The following is a 17,319-nucleotide window of genomic DNA, read 5'->3' on the forward strand; positions in this document are numbered from 1 at the left end:
ATGTTGGAAATCAGTAGAACATTGAAAGAGATTGCGCCGGAGTGGGTTGATGAAACTTACGCTGGCTTTGTCGTATCTGCTATTTCGCAAGATAGCCGTACGGTTACGCCCGGTACTTTGTTTATTGCTCGATCTGGTATTCAGCATCGTGGTGTTGATTTCGTTGAAGCGGCTGAAAAAAGTGGCGCAGTAGCGGTTTTGTTGGATAGTCGCGAAGTGGATGATTGCCCTTCGCTTGGTATCCCAGTGATTGCTGTGCCTGATTTAGTCAGTCAGATTGGTCCAGTAGCCGCAAATTTTTATGGCCACCCAAGCCGCCATCTGAATGTGATTGGCATTACGGGTACTAACGGTAAGACCTCTTGTGCGCATTTTGTCGCACAGGCGATGAATGCGATAGGCACGAAAACCGCGATTGTTGGCACTATTGGAAATGGTTTTCCAGGCCAGCTAGAGCAGGCAACTCATACAACGCCAGATGCTGTAGGCTTGCAGCGTTTGTTCGCTGAATTACGTGCAGCAGGCGCTGAAAGCGTTGTGATGGAAGTCTCTAGCCATGCTTTACAGCAGGGCCGAGTTGCAGGGGTGGAATTTGATTATGCCGCATTCACCAACTTAAGCCGTGACCATCTGGATTACCACGGTTCTATGGCTTCTTACGGTGCGGCTAAAGCAAGATTGTTTAAACGCTTTGATCTAAAAGCTTCTGTCATCAACAGTGATGATGCTTTTGGTCAAACGCTGTTAGCTGATGACGAAGTTAAAGGTAAAAAAGTAGCGGTTGGGCGTGCACAAGGCGATTATCTGATCGCAGCATATCGTTTAGCTTTACACGGTATCGAAGCGGAGCTGAAAACGGCGCAAGGCAACTTTGCTTTCGCTAGTAAAATTATCGGCGAATTTAATCTGGACAATCTGCTTCTCGTAGCAGCTTTGCTATCCGAACAGGGATTTAGCCGAGAGCAGGTCATGCACGGGCTTTCCAAGTTAGATGCAGTGCCGGGACGAATGCAGGCATTGGTCACTGCAGATAAACCGTTGGTAATTATTGATTATGCACATACGCCAGATGCTCTAGAGAAAGCCATTCAAGCTGTTAGAGCTCATACGTCAGGGCGTTTGTGGTGTGTATTTGGTTGTGGTGGAGACCGAGATACAGGTAAACGAGAGCTCATGGGCAATATTGCAGACCGATTTGCTGATCGGTTGGTCGTGACTAGCGATAACCCAAGAACAGAACAGCCAGATAGCATTATTGAGATGATCGAAAGTGGTATTCATGATCATCAGGCGGATGTTGAAGCGGATCGTGCAGAAGCGATCAGAATGGCGATCAATGCTGCTTCGCCAGAAGATGTCGTGTTGATCGCAGGTAAAGGTCACGAAAATTATCAAGAGATTGCTGGTACACGTTACCCGTTTAGTGATGTTGATGTGAGTAAGTCAGTTTTAGGGGTGGCGGTATGATTGGTCAGTGGTTTTTGCAGCAGTTACAGCAAGCTTTTGGCGGGCTGATAACGGCTGATGCTGAATTTACAGGTGTCAGTACAGACACGCGTACGATTAAGCAGGGCGATCTATTTGTAGCATTGGTAGGCCCTAATTTTGATGGTCATCAGTTTATAGAGCAGGCGCTTGAAAAAGGCGCGGTCGCTGCGGTTGTTTCTCGATCTATGCCCGAAGTACAAGCGCCATTGTGGCAAGTTGAAGATACGCGTATTGCTTTGGGGAACATTGCGCAAGCGAATCGCCAGCGCTTTGATGGCACTGTTTACGCAGTGACAGGTAGTAGCGGTAAAACGACAGTTAAAGAGATGCTATTTGCGATTCTGTCTCAGAATAATCAGGTATTGGCTACCAAAGGTAATCTGAATAACGACATCGGTGTACCGCTAACGCTTTTTGAATTAAGTGATCAGCATCAAATTGCTGTGATTGAACAGGGTGCCAGTGCTGGTGGTGAGATTGCTTATACGACTGCGATCTCTCTACCTGATGTTGCGATTTTGAATAACGCGATGGGTGCTCATCTGGAAGGGTTTGGCTCTTTACAAGGTGTAGTCGAAGCCAAATCTGAGATCTTTTCGCAGTTAGATGAAACTCAAGGCACGGCTGTTATCAACCTAGATGATCCGCATACAGAGTATTGGTTAAATCAAAACCAAGGAAAGCCTCAGAGAAACTTCTCTTTTAGCTCCGAGAAAGCTGCCGTCTATGCGTCGGATTTGAAACCATCTAGCAATGGCTGTTTTTCTTTTGTTTTGCACAGAGGCTCTGAATCTCAAACGGTTCAGCTGCAGGTGATGGGGCAGCATAACGTTGCGAATGCCCTAGCTGCGGCAGCTGCTGTAAGCGCTAAAGGAATGCCGTTAGCGGAAATTTGCAGTGGTTTAGAATCCTTCACTGCAGTATCTGGACGTATGCGTTGCTTGACGACAGCCTCTGGGGCTCAAGTGATTGATGATAGTTATAACGCCAATCCTGGTTCGGTAAATGCGGCAGTGGATCTGCTGGTTAGTTTGCCGGGTAAATCAGTATTGGTTTTAGGAGATATGGCTGAGTTAGGGGCAGATGCCGCTGATCAGCATGCACAGGTAGGTTGTCGGGCAGCGCAGAAGGGGGTTAGTTGTTTCTATGCAACTGGCGTGCTGTCCCGGCACTCTGTTTCAGCGTATAACGCTGCAGCAGATGGGCAGGGAATGCATTTTGAAACACGTGAAGAATTAACAACTGCATTGAAAGAGCTGGCTGATCAGAATACCAATATTCTGATTAAAGGCTCGAGAAGTGCAGCGATGGATCAGGTCGTGAAGAACCTGACTGAAGGGGAATAGAAGGCAATGCTACCACTGCTGGCAGAATTTTTATCGGAATATTACAGCGGCTTTGCTGTATTTCAGTACCTAACCCTACGTGGGATTTTGGGTGTATTAACAGCATTGTTGATAGCTTTGTGGGTCGGCCCTCATATGATCAACAAACTACGTAGTAATCAGATTGGTCAAGCGGTACGAGATGATGGTCCTCAGACGCATTTGAGCAAAGCAGGTACACCAACAATGGGTGGTGCTTTGATCCTAGTTGCAATTGCGATTAGTACCCTTTTGTGGAGTGATCTGACTAACCCTTATGTGTGGATTACGTTGGGCGTGACGCTAATTTTTGGTGCAGTGGGTTGGGTCGATGATTATCGTAAAGTGGTTGAGAAAAATCCGAGAGGATTACCTGCTAAGTGGAAGTACCTGTGGCAGTCAGTAGGTGGTATGGGTGCGGCAGTATTACTCTATTGCATGGCTTCCACACCTGTTGAAACAGAACTTCTGATTCCATTCCTAAAAGATGTGTCGATTGATCTCGGTATCTTCTTTATTGTCTTTACCTACTTTGTAATTGTAGGTAGCTCCAATGCGGTAAACCTTACTGATGGCTTAGATGGTCTAGCTATTTTGCCAACCGTAATGGTAGCTGGAGCTTTGGGTGTGTTTGCATATCTGTCCGGTAACATCAAATTTGCTGAATATCTGTTGATCCCTTACGTACCGGGTTCTGGTGAGCTGATTATATTCTGTGGTGCCATGGTTGGTGCTGGTCTTGGTTTCTTGTGGTTTAACACTTATCCAGCTCAAGTGTTTATGGGTGATGTCGGTGCCTTGTCTTTGGGTGCTGCGCTTGGTGTTATTGCCGTTATCGTCCGTCAGGAATTTGTACTGTTCATTATGGGCGGTGTGTTTGTGGCTGAAACCGTGTCAGTAATTTTGCAGGTGGCATCGTTTAAATTAACAGGTCGCCGTATCTTCCGTATGGCGCCTTTGCATCACCATTTTGAATTGAAAGGTTGGCCAGAGCCTCGTGTAATTGTTCGTTTCTGGATCATCACAGTAGTTTTGGTGCTGATTGGCTTGGCATCTCTGAAAATTCGTTAAGGTAAAGTTTGAGCATGAGTTTAATCGCCAGCGATAAATTAAAAGTAGTCATCGGTTTAGGTCAAACCGGGCTGGCATGTGCGCGCTATTTGGCGTCTAAAGATGAGCGTTTTGTCGTTGTTGATAGCCGAGAGAATCCTCCAGGCATGGATGAGCTATCAACAGAGCTTCCTGACGTTAAACTGATTTGCGGGCCTTTTGATGCTGAACTACTGAGTAGTGCATCAGAATTGATTTTGAGCCCTGGTGTTGCACAAAGTGATCCTGCTATTCAAACGGCAGTAAAAGCGGGCGCGAAGTTAAGTGGTGATATTGATCTTTTCTGTAATGAGATCAGTGCACCTATTGTTGCGATTACCGGTTCAAATGCTAAAAGTACGGTCACTACCTTAGTGGGTGAGATGGCTGCTGCTGCCGGTTTAAATGTTGGAGTGTGCGGAAATATTGGTACGCCTGTACTCGAGATGTTAAACGAGCCTGAAAAAGATCTGTATGTTATCGAACTATCAAGCTTCCAGTTAGAAACAACCAATGATCTTCGAGCAGCAGTTGCAACTGTACTCAATATTAGTCCTGATCATTTAGATCGTTATGATTCTATGCAGGGTTATTATCAGGCTAAACACCGGATTTTCCGCGGAGCTAAAAAGGTCGTTGTTAACCGTGATGATGCACTGACAATGCCATTAATGCCGAGTGGTGTTGATCAGCTTGCTTACCACTTAGGTAAACCTGATCTGAAAGTCTTTGGTTTGATTGAAGAGAAGGGTGAAACCTGGCTTGCCGTTGGTCTGGACAAATTAATACCTGTATCTGAGTTAAAAATACGTGGTAGCCATAACATGGCTAATGCGCTTTCTGCGTTAGCTTTAGGCCAGTCTGTTGGCTTGCCAATGGATGCGATGCTAACGGCTTTAAAGGACTTTGCGGGCTTGAAGCATCGTTGCCAGTGGGTAGCTGAAAAAGCCGGTATTGAATACTACAACGATTCCAAGGGCACTAACGTTGGTGCGACTGTTGCTGCGCTGAACGGTTTAGGAAAAACCCTATCTGCAGATCAACGTATTGTGTTAATTGCTGGCGGTGTTGGTAAAGGTGCTGAATTCTCTGAATTAGCTGAACCTATGCAGCAGTTCGCAAGAGCATTGATCTATATCGGTGAAGATGGACCACGTTTAGCTGACAGTTGTGAAGGCGTAATCAAAGAATCAGCAAACGATATGCAAGCTGCTGTTGCAAAGGCGCAAGCTCAAGCGAAGGAGGGAGATATTGTTCTGCTTTCACCTGCCTGTGCGAGCTTTGATATGTTCTCTGGTTTTCCCGCTCGTGGTGATGCTTTTATTGATGCGGTGGAGGCCCTTTAATGATCTCTTTGGCGATGACAAACATTAAGCAGAGGTTTGAGGGGTTAATTCCTTCGCCTTCGCCTGTTTGTGCGTCACAAAGAGTGTTGCCATTTGACCCTTGGGTACTGGCCTGTTCAGTTGCTTTGGTTCTAACGGGTTTTGTAATGATTAGCTCTGCATCTTTAGATGTGGCGCTAAAAAATAACGGTACAGCGTATTTTTACGTTATTCGTCAGTTCATATTTATCATGTTGGCGATGATTGGTGCTGTGGTTGTTTGGAATATCCCAATGCGCTTTTGGGAGAAGACCGGGCACTGGTGGATGTTGGCTGCCGGTGTCTTATTGATTTTGGTACTGATCCCTGGCGTAGGTAAAGGGGTAAATGGTAGTCATCGTTGGTTACCTTTAGGTCCTTTAAATCTCCAGGCATCTGAAGTCGCTAAGTTCTGTATGGTGATGTACATGGCTGGCTACTTGGTGAGACGCTTGGATGAAGTGCGTAGCAGCTGGAAAGGGATTGCGAAGCCGACTCTACCTCTGGGTATTTTTTGTGTGCTGCTGTACTTCGAACCGGACTTTGGTGCCTTAGTTGTCCTGATGGGGACAGTTATGGGAATGATCTTTTTGGGTGGGATGCGCTTTTCCCAATTCTTGATGGTGATCTCTGGTGTAGTGGGTCTGCTGGTCGCTGTTGTAGGATTGCAGCCTTACCGAGTAGCTCGACTTCAGAGCTTCTTAGATCCATGGTCTGATCCTTTTGGAACTGGGTATCAGTTATCGCAGGCACAGATCGCTTTTGGTCGTGGTGAATGGTTTGGAACGGGGTTAGGTAATAGCGTTCAAAAGTTATTTTATCTGCCAGAAGCTCATACTGACTTTGTATTTTCAGTATTGGCCGAAGAGTTAGGTTTTATCGGCGCGATTGCTTTGATCTTGGTTTATGCCGTATTAATCGTGAATATTTTCCGTATTGGTCGTCGAGCTGAAAAGGTAAAATCCTTTTTCTCTGCTTATGTCTGTTACGGCTTTGCAATTATCTTTGCAGGGCAGGCGTTGATCAATATTGGAGTGAATGTTGGCGCGTTGCCTACAAAAGGTTTGACGCTTCCTTTGGTGAGTTACGGTGGAAGTAGTTTATTAGTGAGTTGCGCCATGTTGGCCGTTATTTTGAGAGTTGACTACGAATTGAAATTAGCTGGAAAAAATCAGGAGGCTGTCGCATGAGTACTTCTGATAAAAAAGTAGCTTTGATTATGGCTGGTGGCACTGGTGGTCATGTATTTCCTGCATTGGCCACAGCAGAGAAACTACAGGCACAAGGTGTTCATGTTGAATGGTTGGGCTCTCGACACGGAATAGAAGCTGATTTGGTACCTGCAGCAGGATTAAAACTGCATTCTATTGAAGTAAGAGGCTTAAGAGGTAAAGGGAAGTTAAGCCTTCTTTTGGCTCCATTTAAACTGTTGATCGCTTTGTGGCAGGCGCTATCGGTTGTTCGCTCTGTTAAACCGGATGTTGTATTAGGTATGGGCGGTTTTGCTTCTGGTCCAGGTGGCCTTGCTGCGTGGTTACTAAGAATTCCGTTGATTATTCACGAGCAGAATGCTGTTGCTGGAATGACCAACAAGGCCTTGTCTAAATTAGCCAAAAACGTCCTGGAAGCATTCCAAGGTGCATTTAAAAGTGGCCTAACGACTCAGACCGTGGGTAATCCAGTACGCGGAAGTATCTTGGATTTACCTGAACCTAAAGAGCGTTTTTCTGATCGTGAAGGACCTTTGCGTCTTTTAGTTGTAGGTGGAAGTTTAGGCGCGAAAGCGATTAACGATCTTCTACCTGAAGTGCTTGCTGATTTACCTATGGAGCAACGTCCAGAGGTTTGGCATCAGGCAGGAAAACGAAATATTGAAGAAACTCAGCAGCGTTATGAGGCGCTGGGCGTAACTGAGTGTAAAGTTGTGCCATTTATCGATGATATGGCAGAAGCTTATAGTTGGGCAGATGTAGTTTTATGTCGTGCTGGTGCTTTAACGGTGAGTGAATTGAGCAATGCAGGTGTGGCATCTGTATTAGTGCCTTTCCCTTATGCGGTTGATGATCACCAAACTAAAAACGCAAATTATCTAGCTGAGAGAGATGCTGCGATTTTAATTCAGCAGGCGGATCTTAATAAAGAAACGCTAACAGCATTATTAACAGAACAATTAAATCAACGAGAAACGTTGATGGAAATGGCAAACAAAGCGCTATCACTAGGTAAACCTGAAGCAAGTGATGTGGTAGCAAGTGTTTGTCTTGAGGCAATGAAGTAATGAAACAACAAAATGCTTTCACCCGTTATGAAATACCGGAAATGCGCCGTATCAGCCGAATTCATTTTATCGGCATTGGTGGTGTGGGTATGTGTGGTATTGCGGAAGTATTACTGAATCAGGGATATCAAATCTCAGGTTCAGATATTAAAGTATCCGCGACGACTCAACGCCTAGAAGGCTTGGGGATGAACATCTTTATTGGGCATGCCGATACCAATGTCTCAGGTGTGGATGTGGTTGTTGTTTCCACTGCAGTTAACGAAGAAAACCCAGAAGTGAAAGCTGCGCGTGAACAGCGAATTCCGATTGTGCGTCGTGCTGAAATGCTGGCTGAATTGATGCGCTATCGTCACGGTATCGCTGTAGCTGGAACGCACGGCAAAACAACGACGACAAGTCTCTTAGCTTCCATTTTTGCTGAAGGTGAGCTTGATCCTACATTTGTGATTGGTGGTCGACTAAACAGTGCTGGTACCAACGCCAAGATGGGCACGAGCCGCTATCTTGTGGCGGAAGCTGATGAAAGTGATGCTTCATTCCTTCACTTACAGCCTATGGTTGCGATTGTTACAAACATTGACGCAGACCATATGGAAACTTATGAGAATGACTTCTCTAAGTTAAAGAAAACATTTGTGGAGTTTCTACATAACCTACCGTTCTACGGTCTTGCGGTTATGTGTATCGACGATCCTGTTGTCAGAGAAATCCTCCCAGAAGTGAGTCGTCCAGTGCTTACTTACGGTGTTGAGGAAGATGCTGACTACCGTGCTGAAAATATCAGACAAGAAGGTATGTACACTCGCTTTACCGTTAAGCGCCCAGGGGATTTTGCCGATCTGGAAATTTCACTGAATATGCCGGGCCATCACAATATGTTGAATGCCTTAGCGACTATTGCTGTGGCTACCGATGAGGGCATTAGTGATGAAGCGATCTGTACAGCATTAACTAAGTTTGAAGGCGTTGGTCGTCGTTTCCAAGTTCTGGGGGACGTGCCTGTCAATGGTGGTAGCGTTATGTTGGTTGATGATTACGGTCACCACCCAAGAGAAGTTAATGCCGTTGTTAAAGCTATTCGTGAAGGCTGGCCAGATAAACGTTTGGTGATGATTAATCAGCCTCATCGTTATAGCCGAACTCGTGATTTGTATGAAGACTTTGTGGAAGTACTTTCTGAAGCAGATGTGTTGTTACTTCTAGAAGTCTACGCCGCGGGTGAAGAGCCAATTGCTGGTGCTGATAGCCGCAGCTTATGTCGAAGCATTCGTCAGCGTGGTCGTATAGATCCGGTATTTGTTAGCGATAAAGACACCGTTGCCGATGTGCTGAAAGATATTTTGGAACCAGGTGATCTATTACTGACTCAAGGTGCGGGTGATATTACAGCGCTTGCTCATCAGCTAAAACAGGCCAATCTTGTAGCCGATAAGGAGGAAAAATGAGTTATCAAATTGATGCTCAAATGAAATCTGACTTCGGACGAGTTGCGGTTATTTTTGGTGGAAATTCATCTGAGCGTGATGTTTCTCTCAAGAGTGGTGCTGAGGTTCTAGCTGGACTACAACGAGCAGGTGTCGATGCATTTGGTATCGATCTCTATGGTCCTAATGGCGATCAACAACCGTTACAACAGCTACAAGAAAATCACTTTGATCGTGCCTTTTTGATTTTACATGGCCCAGGTGGTGAAGACGGTACCTTGCAAGGTGCGTTGGAAATGCTAGGAAAACCGTACACCGGCAGTGGTGTGGCAGCTTCTGCAATCGGTATGGATAAGTTAAGAACCAAGCAGGTGTGGATAGGAGCAGGCTTACCGACGCCAACGTTTGCGACATTCAATGGTGAGTTTGAGGTTGATGACATCGTTGAGCGTCTGGGTTTGCCAATGATTGTTAAACCTGCACACGAAGGTTCCAGTATTGGAATGAGTAAAGTTACCAGTGCGGGTGAGTTAGAAGCCGCATTGGAGACAGCGACTGGTTTTGATCGTAGTGTGATTGCCGAAAGTTGGATGAGCGGTGACGAGTTTACGGTAGCTGTGCTTGATGGTGATGCGTTGCCTCCTATTCAGCTAGTAACGCAGCACGAGTTTTATGACTTTGATGCAAAATATCTAGCGAACGATACGCAGTACAAGTTCGATCATGGTTTGTCTGAGGAAACATTAACATCACTTAAGCGTCTTGCTGAACAAGCATTTGCCGCGGTCGGTTGTAAAGGCTGGGGGCGTGTAGATGTGATGCAAGATCAAGATGGAAACTTCCAGCTACTAGAAGTTAATACGGCTCCGGGTATGACTGATCATAGCCTTGTGCCTATGGCTGCACGAGAGCAAGGGGTTAGCTTTGACGAGTTGGTAGTTAGAATATTAAAAACGGCCAAATAGAATGAACTTTTTACGATTTTTTCGACAAACTGAACCGTTGGAGGAAGAAGGAGTAGAACTTGCTAAACCTCGCGGTGCAAGTCGTGAAAAGATCGTAAAAAAAGATTCTGAAAAAGGGAAAACGGATAAAAAAAATCCTAAAAAGGATGGCCTAGTAAATAACGATACTGAGTTTTGGTGGAAGCCATTTTGGACGTTGTCCTCTCTCGTTATTTTTATCGGCGTGTTATGGGGTATTGGTCATAACTTATGGCAGTGGTTGGACCGCCCGGTAACTAGTGTAGTGATTGAAGGTAAAACCCAACATCTGGATCGAGTAAAGTTAGGGAAGATTATCGCTAATGATCTTACTGCGAATCTACTAGAGGTTGATATTGCATATGTTCAATCACTAGTAAGTGAGCAACCGTGGGTCAGAGTTTCCTCTATTCGACGGGATTGGCCTGATACTTTGCTTGTTGAAGTTGAGGAAGAGGTGCCTGTTGCTCGTTGGGGTGAGAGAGGTTTGTTAAACCATCAGGGCGATATATTTTGGCCTGAACTTTCTCAAGAGTATCGGAGCTTACCCAGATTGAGTGGGCCTGCTCCAGATACAGAAAGGGTCATGTCACAGTTTCATGATTTTAATCAGATGTTGAAGCCTATGGGGCTTAGTGTTGTCGCACTGGATTTAGAGGCTCGTGGAGCCTGGACCATGGAGCTAGATAACCAGATAAAAGTAGTTGTAGGTCGAGAAGCAATCAATGCACGTTTACAACGGTTTTTGACTTTGTATAAACAACGATTGGCTGCTCAAGCGGCTGATATAGAAACAATCGATATACGTTACACCCATGGGGTGGCGGTGAAATGGCGGGAAAAACCCGAAAGCGAAATGCAGGATAAAACATAATGAGTGGTTCGATGGAAAACAATATGGTTGTTGCGCTCGATATCGGGACCTCAAAGGTGCTGTGCCTTGTAGGGGAGATCGGTATTGATGGTGCCATCGAAATTATCGGCATTGGCTCGCACCCATCTCGAGGCCTGAAAAAAGGCGTTGTAGTGAATATCGAATCAACAGTGAGCTCGATTCAGCGCGCGGTAGAAGAGGCTGAATTGATGGCGGGTTGTAAGATTCACTCTGTGACAGTTGGGATCGCAGGTAGCCATATTAACAGCCTGAATTCTCATGGCATTGTGGCTGTTCGAGATCGAGAAGTGACTGAGTATGACCTTGAGCGCGTAATTGATGCTGCACGTGCTGTGGCTATTCCCGCTGACCAGAAAATCTTGCACATTTTGCCTCAAGAGTATGAGATTGATAGCTCAGAGGGCATCAAAGAGCCTTTAGGGATGTCGGGTGTGCGTTTAGAAGCGAAGGTGCACCTTGTTACTGGTTCAGTGAATGCCGCTCAGAATATTGAAAAGTGTGTTCGACGTTGTGGTCTTGATGTAGATAACCTAGTTCTTGAGCAATTGGCTTCAAGCTATTCCGTTTTGACGGAAGATGAGAAGGAACTGGGTGTTTGTATGGTGGATATCGGCGGTGGCACCTCTGATATCTCTATTTTTACAGGCGGTTCTATTCGTCATACCGCTGTCATTCCGATTGCTGGTGATCAAGTTACAAACGATATCGCGATGGCTTTGCGAACACCAACGCAGCATGCGGAAGAGATCAAGGTTAAATATGCGTGTGCACTGGCACAGCTCGCTACAGGTGAAGAGACCGTTAAGGTGCCTGGTGTAGGTGATAGGCCTGCTAGGGATCTTTCTAGACAGTCGTTAGCAGAAGTGGTTGAGCCCCGTTACGAAGAATTGTTTAGCCTGATTCAGGCCGAATTGAGACGCAGTGGTTTTGAAGATTTGGTTGCAGCAGGCATTGTGCTGACAGGCGGAACTTCGAAAATGGAAGGTGCCATTGAATTAGCTGAAGAAATCTTCCATATGCCGGTTCGCTTGGCGACACCACACGGTGTACGTGGGATGGAAGATATTTTAAGTAGTCCTATTTATGCAACAGGTATGGGGCTTCTGCAATACGCACAACAAGATCATGTTGGTGCTGTTGAGCAAGACGTCGAGCCAGAAGTCGTTGTGGGTTCGCAAAAGAGTGTTTTAGACAAGATGAGAGCTTGGTTTCAGAACAACTTCTGAACAAGCTGAAGGTTTTTAGATTTATAGCAGCAAAAGTAGCGTGCTGCTTTATTAGGGGATAGTGCTTGGCAGGGCACTAAAGGAGCTAACAATGTTTGAACTGTTAGATAGCGTTCCGCAAAATGCCGTTATTAAAGTTATCGGTGTTGGTGGTGGAGGCGGAAACGCTGTAAAACACATGGAAAGTGGTGACCTAGAAGGGGTGGAATTTGTTTGTGCAAATACAGATGCGCAAGCGCTTTCATCTATGGCGTCCCAAAAAGTTATCCAGCTTGGTAATACGCTTACCAAAGGCCTAGGCGCGGGTGCAAATCCAGAAGTTGGTCGTCAGGCTGCGATGGAAGATCGGGATCGCATTGCAGAAATGTTGCAAGGTGCGGATATGGTATTTATCACGGCTGGTATGGGCGGTGGTACAGGTACGGGTGCCGCACCTATCGTAGCCGAAGTAGCTAAAGAACTCGGAATTCTAACAGTCGCAGTCGTGACAAAGCCTTTCCCGTTTGAAGGCCGTAAACGAATGAGTATTGCTATTGAAGGTATCAAAGAGCTTCGCGAAAGTGTTGATTCCCTCATTATTATCCCTAACGAAAAACTGATGCAGGTACTAGGTCGTAATTGCAGCCTTTTGAATGCATTTGAGTCTGCCAACGATGTTTTGAAAGGGGCTGTTCAGGGTATTTCGGATCTTATTACACGTCCGGGTATGATCAATGTTGACTTTGCTGATGTGCGGACTGTTATGTCCGAAATGGGCATGGCGATGATGGGTACCGGTGGTGCGCGTGGTGAGAACCGAGCTGCTGAAGCTGCAGAGAAAGCGATCAAGAGTCCACTACTTGATAACGTAGATCTGAAAGGCGCGAGCGGTATCTTGGTAAATATCACTGCGGGTATGGATCTCAGCTTGGGTGAATTTACCGAAGTGGGTAATCAGATTGAAGAGTACGCATCTGAAAATGCCACGATTGTCATCGGTACCGTCATTGAGCCAGAGATGACTGACGAACTGAAAGTGACAGTTGTTGCTACGGGTTTGGATAAGCCAGAAGAAACGGTCCGCCCTGTTTCTGGTGGAATGCAAAAAGTGGATGGAAGTTTAGACCTTGAGCAGATCGATCTGCCTACGGTTTTGCGTCGCAAAAAAAATGAGGCACTTGACGGGCCGGCTGAGCCTGAAAGTGAGTTGTTAAAATCAACAGGTACTGAGAGCGAGTCCGCTTATTTAGATATTCCTACTTTTCTGCGTAAACAAGCGGATTAATTGGAATGTCCTTTCTAAAAGGGCGATTATTTGTTAGTATCTCGCGCTAGAGTGGCCTATTTTATTTTTTGGCAGATAGCATGATTAAACAGAGAACATTAAAAAACAGCATTAAAGCAACAGGTATTGGTCTGCATACGGGTCAGAAAGTTTATCTGACGTTGAAACCAGCACCAGTAAATACCGGTATTGTTTTCCGTCGTACTGACTTGGATCCAGTTGTTGAGATCCTTGCGCACGCGCACAATGTTTCTGATACAAAACTGTCAACCAACCTGGCTAAAGATGGCGCGCGTATAGCGACTGTTGAGCACCTACTTTCTGCAATGGCTGGCTTAGGTATTGATAATGCTTATGTTGAGCTAAGTGCAGAAGAAGTACCTATTATGGATGGTAGTGCTGCGCCGTTTGTATTCTTGATCCAGTCGGCAGGCCTAGAAGAGCAGAATGCTCCTAAAGAATTTATCCGTATTAAGAAAGAAGTAACGGTTGAGGCTGATGGTAAGTCAGCTACGTTTAAACCGTTTGATGGCTTTAAAGTGGGGTTCAAAATCGATTTTGAACACCCTGCATTTGAAGGCCGTAACATGGAATCTTTCCTAGACTTCTCTAGTACTTCTTTCGTTAAAGAAGTTAGCCGTGCGAGAACGTTTGGTTTTATGAGTGACTATGAATACCTTCGCTCACAAAACCTGGCATTAGGTGGTAGCTTTGATAATGCGATCGTAGTCGATGATTACCGTATTCTTAATGAAGACGGCCTTCGTTACGACGATGAATTTGTTAAGCATAAAGTGCTTGATGCGGTGGGTGATCTATACCTACTAGGTAAGAGCTTGATCGGCGAGTTCTACGGAAACAAATCAGGACATTATCTAAACAATCGTCTTTTGCGTGAATTGTTGGCGCAAGAAGATGCTTGGGAAGTGGTGACTTTCGAAGATAATGAAGAAAGCGCGCCTATCTCTTATCAGAAGCCAGTATTAGCAGTCTGATAGATCGAAAGAATTAAGAGCCGAACTATATAGTTCGGCTTTTTTTTGTCTATTTTTCTATCTTTTTTCCATATTTTTTTTATTTCCCCTTTTAGATTCATTTTCTGCCCCCAATAAAGGTAGAATGCTGAGTTAATTTTTATCCGCTAATCGAGCGGACTACAGGTTTTAGACTTCACAGGTATAAGTCGAGATATGCTGACAGGACTGTTTAAGAAAGTTTTTGGTAGTAAGAATGATCGCGAATTGAAGCGCATGGGTAAGATCGTAAAGGCGATCAATGCGTTGGAAGTAGATCTAGAAAAACTAACGGATGAAGAGCTAAAAGCTAAAACGGTTGAGTTCCGTCAGCGTCTTGAAGATGGCGCGACTTTGGAACAGATCCTTCCTGAAGCTTTTGCTACGGTAAGAGAAGCATCAAAGCGTGTTATGGGTATGCGCCATTTTGATGTTCAGCTTATTGGTGGTATGACACTGAATGATGGCAAAGTTGCCGAAATGCGTACGGGTGAAGGTAAAACCCTTGTAGCAACATTAGCCGTATATCTAAATGCACTGCCTGCTGAAGGCGTTCACGTAGTCACAGTGAATGATTACCTAGCAGAGCGTGATGCTGAATGGATGCGTCCTCTTTATGAATCTCTAGGCTTAACGGTAGGTGTTGCGCTTTCTGGTCAAAATCCAGAAGTAAAACGTGCTGCTTACGCTTGTGATATCACCTACGGCACAAACAATGAATTTGGCTTTGATTATCTTCGCGATAACATGGCTTTCAGTACTGCTGAAAAAGTACAGCGAGGCTTTAACTTCGCTGTAGTCGATGAGGTTGACTCCATCCTAATCGACGAAGCACGTACGCCTTTGATTATCTCAGGTCCAGCTGAAGATAGTTCTCAGTTATACATCACCATTAATGAGTTGATTCCTTCGTTAGAGAAATTCGATGGTGAAATTGATCCTCAGGACGAAGAGCAGGAAATTAACGAGCACTTCGTTGTTGATGAGAAAAACCGTACGGTTGAACTGACTGAAGCGGGTCATACTGCTGTTGAAGAGATGCTGGCGCAAAAAGGTCTTCTGAGTGAAGGAGATAGCCTGTATGCACCTCAGAACCTTAACTTGCTGCACCACGTGCTAGCGGGATTGAGAGCGCATAACTTATTCCAACGTGATGTCGATTATATTGTGCAAGGCAATCAGGTTGTGATTGTTGATGAGCACACAGGTCGAATCATGGAAGGCCGTCGTTGGTCAGAAGGTTTGCACCAAGCGGTAGAAGCAAAAGAGGGTGTGTCGGTTCAGAATGAGAGCCAGACTTTTGCATCAACCACATTCCAGAACTACTTCCGTCTGTACGACAAGCTTTCCGGTATGACGGGTACGGCGGATACGGAAGCATTCGAGCTTCGCCAGATTTACGGTTTAGATGTTGTTGTAATTCCAACCAACAAAACGATCGCGCGTAAAGATGAGAACGATCTGGTTTACCTGACGGTTGAAGAAAAGTACGAAGCTATTATCAAAGAGATTCGTGCTTGTCAGGAAGCTGAACGTCCAGTACTGGTAGGTACAGCGTCCATCGAATCATCTGAGTTAATCTCTTCATTACTGAAGAAAGAAAAAATTACGCACAATGTATTGAACGCAAAGAACCACGGTGGTGAAGCGTCAATCATTGCTCAGGCAGGTCGTCCAGGTGCTGTGACTATCGCGACTAATATGGCTGGTCGTGGTACCGATATTGTGTTGGGTGGTAAGTTAGAGGCTGAACTAGCCGAACTTGATAACCCATCTGAAGAACAAGTTGCTGAATTGACGGCTGCATGGCAGAAGCGCCATGAACAGGTATTGGAAAATGGCGGTCTACATATTGTAGGTACTGAACGTCATGAGTCTCGTCGTATTGATAACCAGCTACGTGGTCGTGCAGGTCGTCAGGGCGACCCAGGTTCATCTCGATTCTTCTTGTCACTAGAAGATGATTTGATGCGAATCTTTGCCTCTGATCGTGTACGACAGTTGATGCAAGCGCTAGGTATGGAGCGTGGCGAAGCTATCGAGCATAAGATGGTAAGCAATGCGATTGAGAAAGCGCAGCGTAAAGTAGAAGGCCGTAACTTTGATATCCGTAAGTCATTGCTTGAGTATGATGATGTAGCTAATGATCAGCGTACAATCATCTACGAGCAGCGTAATGATTTGATGGCAACTGACGATATCTCTGAAACAGTTAATTCTGTTCGTGAAGAGGTTGTCGCGAATAAATTTAGTGAGTTTGTTCCGCCGCAGAGCCTTGAAGAACAGTGGGATATTCCGGGTCTTGAGAAGGCATTGGAAACTGATTTCTCCATTAAAATGCCTATCCAAGAGTGGCTAGATCAGGATGATTCATTGCATGAAGAAACCCTGCATCAAAAAGTTCAGGATACAGTGCTAGAGGTTTATCAGCAGAAAGAAGCGCAAGTGGGCGAATCTACAATGCGTAACTTTGAGAAGCAGGTTATGCTTCAGGTGCTAGATACCCTGTGGAAAGAACACCTACAGACTATGGATCACCTGCGTCAGGGTATTCACCTTCGAGGTTATGCACAGAAGAACCCTAAGCAGGAATACAAGCGTGAATCTTTCCACCTATTCCAAGAATTGCTGGAAAATATCAAGCGTGATGTCATTCGTATTCTAAGTCATGTGCAAGTTCAGCAGCCAGAAGATGTTGAAGCGATGGAGCAGCAGCGTCGTGAGCAAGCTGAACGACAGCAGATGGACTTTAAACATGACAATAGCTCAGCTATGTCGGGTGAAGAGGGTGAAAGTTCCAATGCTGAAGAGCAAGCTCAGCCAGAAACTTTCGTTCGAGATGGCCGTAAAGTAGGTCGTAACGAACCATGTCCATGTGGTTCAGGTAAAAAATACAAGCAGTGTCACGGTAAGCTTTCGTAAGAGTGA

General features: G+C 45.4%; 13 protein-coding genes. All 13 read left to right on the forward strand.

Annotation, left to right across the window (positions count from 1 at the left end; translation table 11 throughout):
• The 13 genes from ACMXYS_RS03620 to secA all read left to right on the forward strand — a co-directional run bounded on the left by ACMXYS_RS03620 (position 1) and on the right by secA (position 17,313).
• On the forward strand, positions 1–1,467 hold the full coding sequence (locus ACMXYS_RS03620) for a UDP-N-acetylmuramoyl-L-alanyl-D-glutamate--2,6-diaminopimelate ligase (RefSeq protein WP_415897608.1): 1,467 nt from the start codon (positions 1–3) through the stop codon (positions 1,465–1,467).
• Positions 1,464–2,834, forward strand: coding sequence for a UDP-N-acetylmuramoyl-tripeptide--D-alanyl-D-alanine ligase (locus tag ACMXYS_RS03625; RefSeq protein ID WP_415883640.1), 1,371 nt, complete (start codon positions 1,464–1,466; stop codon positions 2,832–2,834). Before ACMXYS_RS03620 ends, ACMXYS_RS03625 begins: the two co-directional genes overlap by 4 nt.
• Before the next feature lie 6 nt (positions 2,835–2,840).
• Complete coding sequence (gene mraY / locus ACMXYS_RS03630) at positions 2,841–3,923, forward strand: phospho-N-acetylmuramoyl-pentapeptide-transferase (protein ID WP_415883641.1); 1,083 nt, start codon at positions 2,841–2,843, stop codon at positions 3,921–3,923.
• Positions 3,924–3,937: 14 nt separating this feature from the next.
• A complete protein-coding gene (gene murD / locus ACMXYS_RS03635) occupies positions 3,938–5,287 on the forward strand; it encodes a UDP-N-acetylmuramoyl-L-alanine--D-glutamate ligase (protein WP_415883642.1) in 1,350 nt (449 codons plus the stop codon).
• The gene (ftsW, locus tag ACMXYS_RS03640; RefSeq protein ID WP_415897609.1) at positions 5,287–6,495 is read left to right on the forward strand and encodes a putative lipid II flippase FtsW; all 1,209 of its coding nucleotides are present in this window, start codon (positions 5,287–5,289) and stop codon (positions 6,493–6,495) included. Before murD ends, ftsW begins: the two co-directional genes overlap by 1 nt.
• The gene (gene murG, locus ACMXYS_RS03645; RefSeq protein ID WP_415897610.1) at positions 6,492–7,583 is read left to right on the forward strand and encodes an undecaprenyldiphospho-muramoylpentapeptide beta-N-acetylglucosaminyltransferase; all 1,092 of its coding nucleotides are present in this window, start codon (positions 6,492–6,494) and stop codon (positions 7,581–7,583) included. The genes ftsW and murG overlap by 4 nt, the downstream gene beginning before the upstream one ends.
• Positions 7,583–9,031, forward strand: coding sequence for a UDP-N-acetylmuramate--L-alanine ligase (gene murC, locus ACMXYS_RS03650; protein WP_415883645.1), 1,449 nt, complete (start codon positions 7,583–7,585; stop codon positions 9,029–9,031). The genes murG and murC overlap by 1 nt, the downstream gene beginning before the upstream one ends.
• Complete coding sequence (locus ACMXYS_RS03655; RefSeq protein WP_415897611.1) at positions 9,028–9,975, forward strand: D-alanine--D-alanine ligase; 948 nt, start codon at positions 9,028–9,030, stop codon at positions 9,973–9,975. The genes murC and ACMXYS_RS03655 overlap by 4 nt, the downstream gene beginning before the upstream one ends.
• 1 nt (position 9,976) lies before the next feature.
• A complete protein-coding gene (locus ACMXYS_RS03660) occupies positions 9,977–10,867 on the forward strand; it encodes a cell division protein FtsQ/DivIB (protein ID WP_415897612.1) in 891 nt (296 codons plus the stop codon).
• Complete coding sequence (ftsA, locus tag ACMXYS_RS03665) at positions 10,867–12,114, forward strand: cell division protein FtsA (RefSeq protein ID WP_415897613.1); 1,248 nt, start codon at positions 10,867–10,869, stop codon at positions 12,112–12,114. The genes ACMXYS_RS03660 and ftsA overlap by 1 nt, the downstream gene beginning before the upstream one ends.
• 91 nt (positions 12,115–12,205) lie before the next feature.
• On the forward strand, positions 12,206–13,378 hold the full coding sequence (gene ftsZ / locus ACMXYS_RS03670) for a cell division protein FtsZ (RefSeq protein WP_415883649.1): 1,173 nt from the start codon (positions 12,206–12,208) through the stop codon (positions 13,376–13,378).
• Positions 13,379–13,458: 80 nt separating this feature from the next.
• Positions 13,459–14,373, forward strand: coding sequence for a UDP-3-O-acyl-N-acetylglucosamine deacetylase (gene lpxC / locus ACMXYS_RS03675; protein WP_415897614.1), 915 nt, complete (start codon positions 13,459–13,461; stop codon positions 14,371–14,373).
• Positions 14,374–14,568: 195 nt separating this feature from the next.
• Positions 14,569–17,313, forward strand: a complete 2,745-nt coding sequence (secA, locus tag ACMXYS_RS03680) for a preprotein translocase subunit SecA (RefSeq protein WP_415897615.1) — start codon at positions 14,569–14,571, stop codon at positions 17,311–17,313.
• The last annotated feature ends 6 nt before the right edge of the window (positions 17,314–17,319 follow it).

It is taken from the genome of Neptuniibacter sp. QD57_21 (assembly GCF_047778075.1).
GTDB lineage: Bacteria > Pseudomonadota > Gammaproteobacteria > Pseudomonadales > Balneatricaceae > Neptuniibacter.

What these genes read in the sequence shown, in the direction of transcription:
- ftsZ (WP_415883649.1), top strand. Translation starts at nt 12,206, where the DNA reads ATGTTTGAACTGTTAGATAGCGTTCCGCAAAATGCCGTTATTAAAGTT.
- ACMXYS_RS03660 (WP_415897612.1), top strand. Translation starts at nt 9,977, where the DNA reads ATGAACTTTTTACGATTTTTTCGACAAACTGAACCGTTGGAGGAAGAA.
- murC (WP_415883645.1), top strand. Translation starts at nt 7,583, where the DNA reads ATGAAACAACAAAATGCTTTCACCCGTTATGAAATACCGGAAATGCGC.
- murG (WP_415897610.1), top strand. Translation starts at nt 6,492, where the DNA reads ATGAGTACTTCTGATAAAAAAGTAGCTTTGATTATGGCTGGTGGCACT.
- ACMXYS_RS03625 (WP_415883640.1), top strand. Translation starts at nt 1,464, where the DNA reads ATGATTGGTCAGTGGTTTTTGCAGCAGTTACAGCAAGCTTTTGGCGGG.
- ftsW (WP_415897609.1), top strand. Translation starts at nt 5,287, where the DNA reads ATGATCTCTTTGGCGATGACAAACATTAAGCAGAGGTTTGAGGGGTTA.
- secA (WP_415897615.1), top strand. Translation starts at nt 14,569, where the DNA reads ATGCTGACAGGACTGTTTAAGAAAGTTTTTGGTAGTAAGAATGATCGC.
- ACMXYS_RS03620 (WP_415897608.1), top strand. Translation starts at nt 1, where the DNA reads ATGTTGGAAATCAGTAGAACATTGAAAGAGATTGCGCCGGAGTGGGTT.
- lpxC (WP_415897614.1), top strand. Translation starts at nt 13,459, where the DNA reads ATGATTAAACAGAGAACATTAAAAAACAGCATTAAAGCAACAGGTATT.
- ACMXYS_RS03655 (WP_415897611.1), top strand. Translation starts at nt 9,028, where the DNA reads ATGAGTTATCAAATTGATGCTCAAATGAAATCTGACTTCGGACGAGTT.
- ftsA (WP_415897613.1), top strand. Translation starts at nt 10,867, where the DNA reads ATGAGTGGTTCGATGGAAAACAATATGGTTGTTGCGCTCGATATCGGG.
- mraY (WP_415883641.1), top strand. Translation starts at nt 2,841, where the DNA reads ATGCTACCACTGCTGGCAGAATTTTTATCGGAATATTACAGCGGCTTT.
- murD (WP_415883642.1), top strand. Translation starts at nt 3,938, where the DNA reads ATGAGTTTAATCGCCAGCGATAAATTAAAAGTAGTCATCGGTTTAGGT.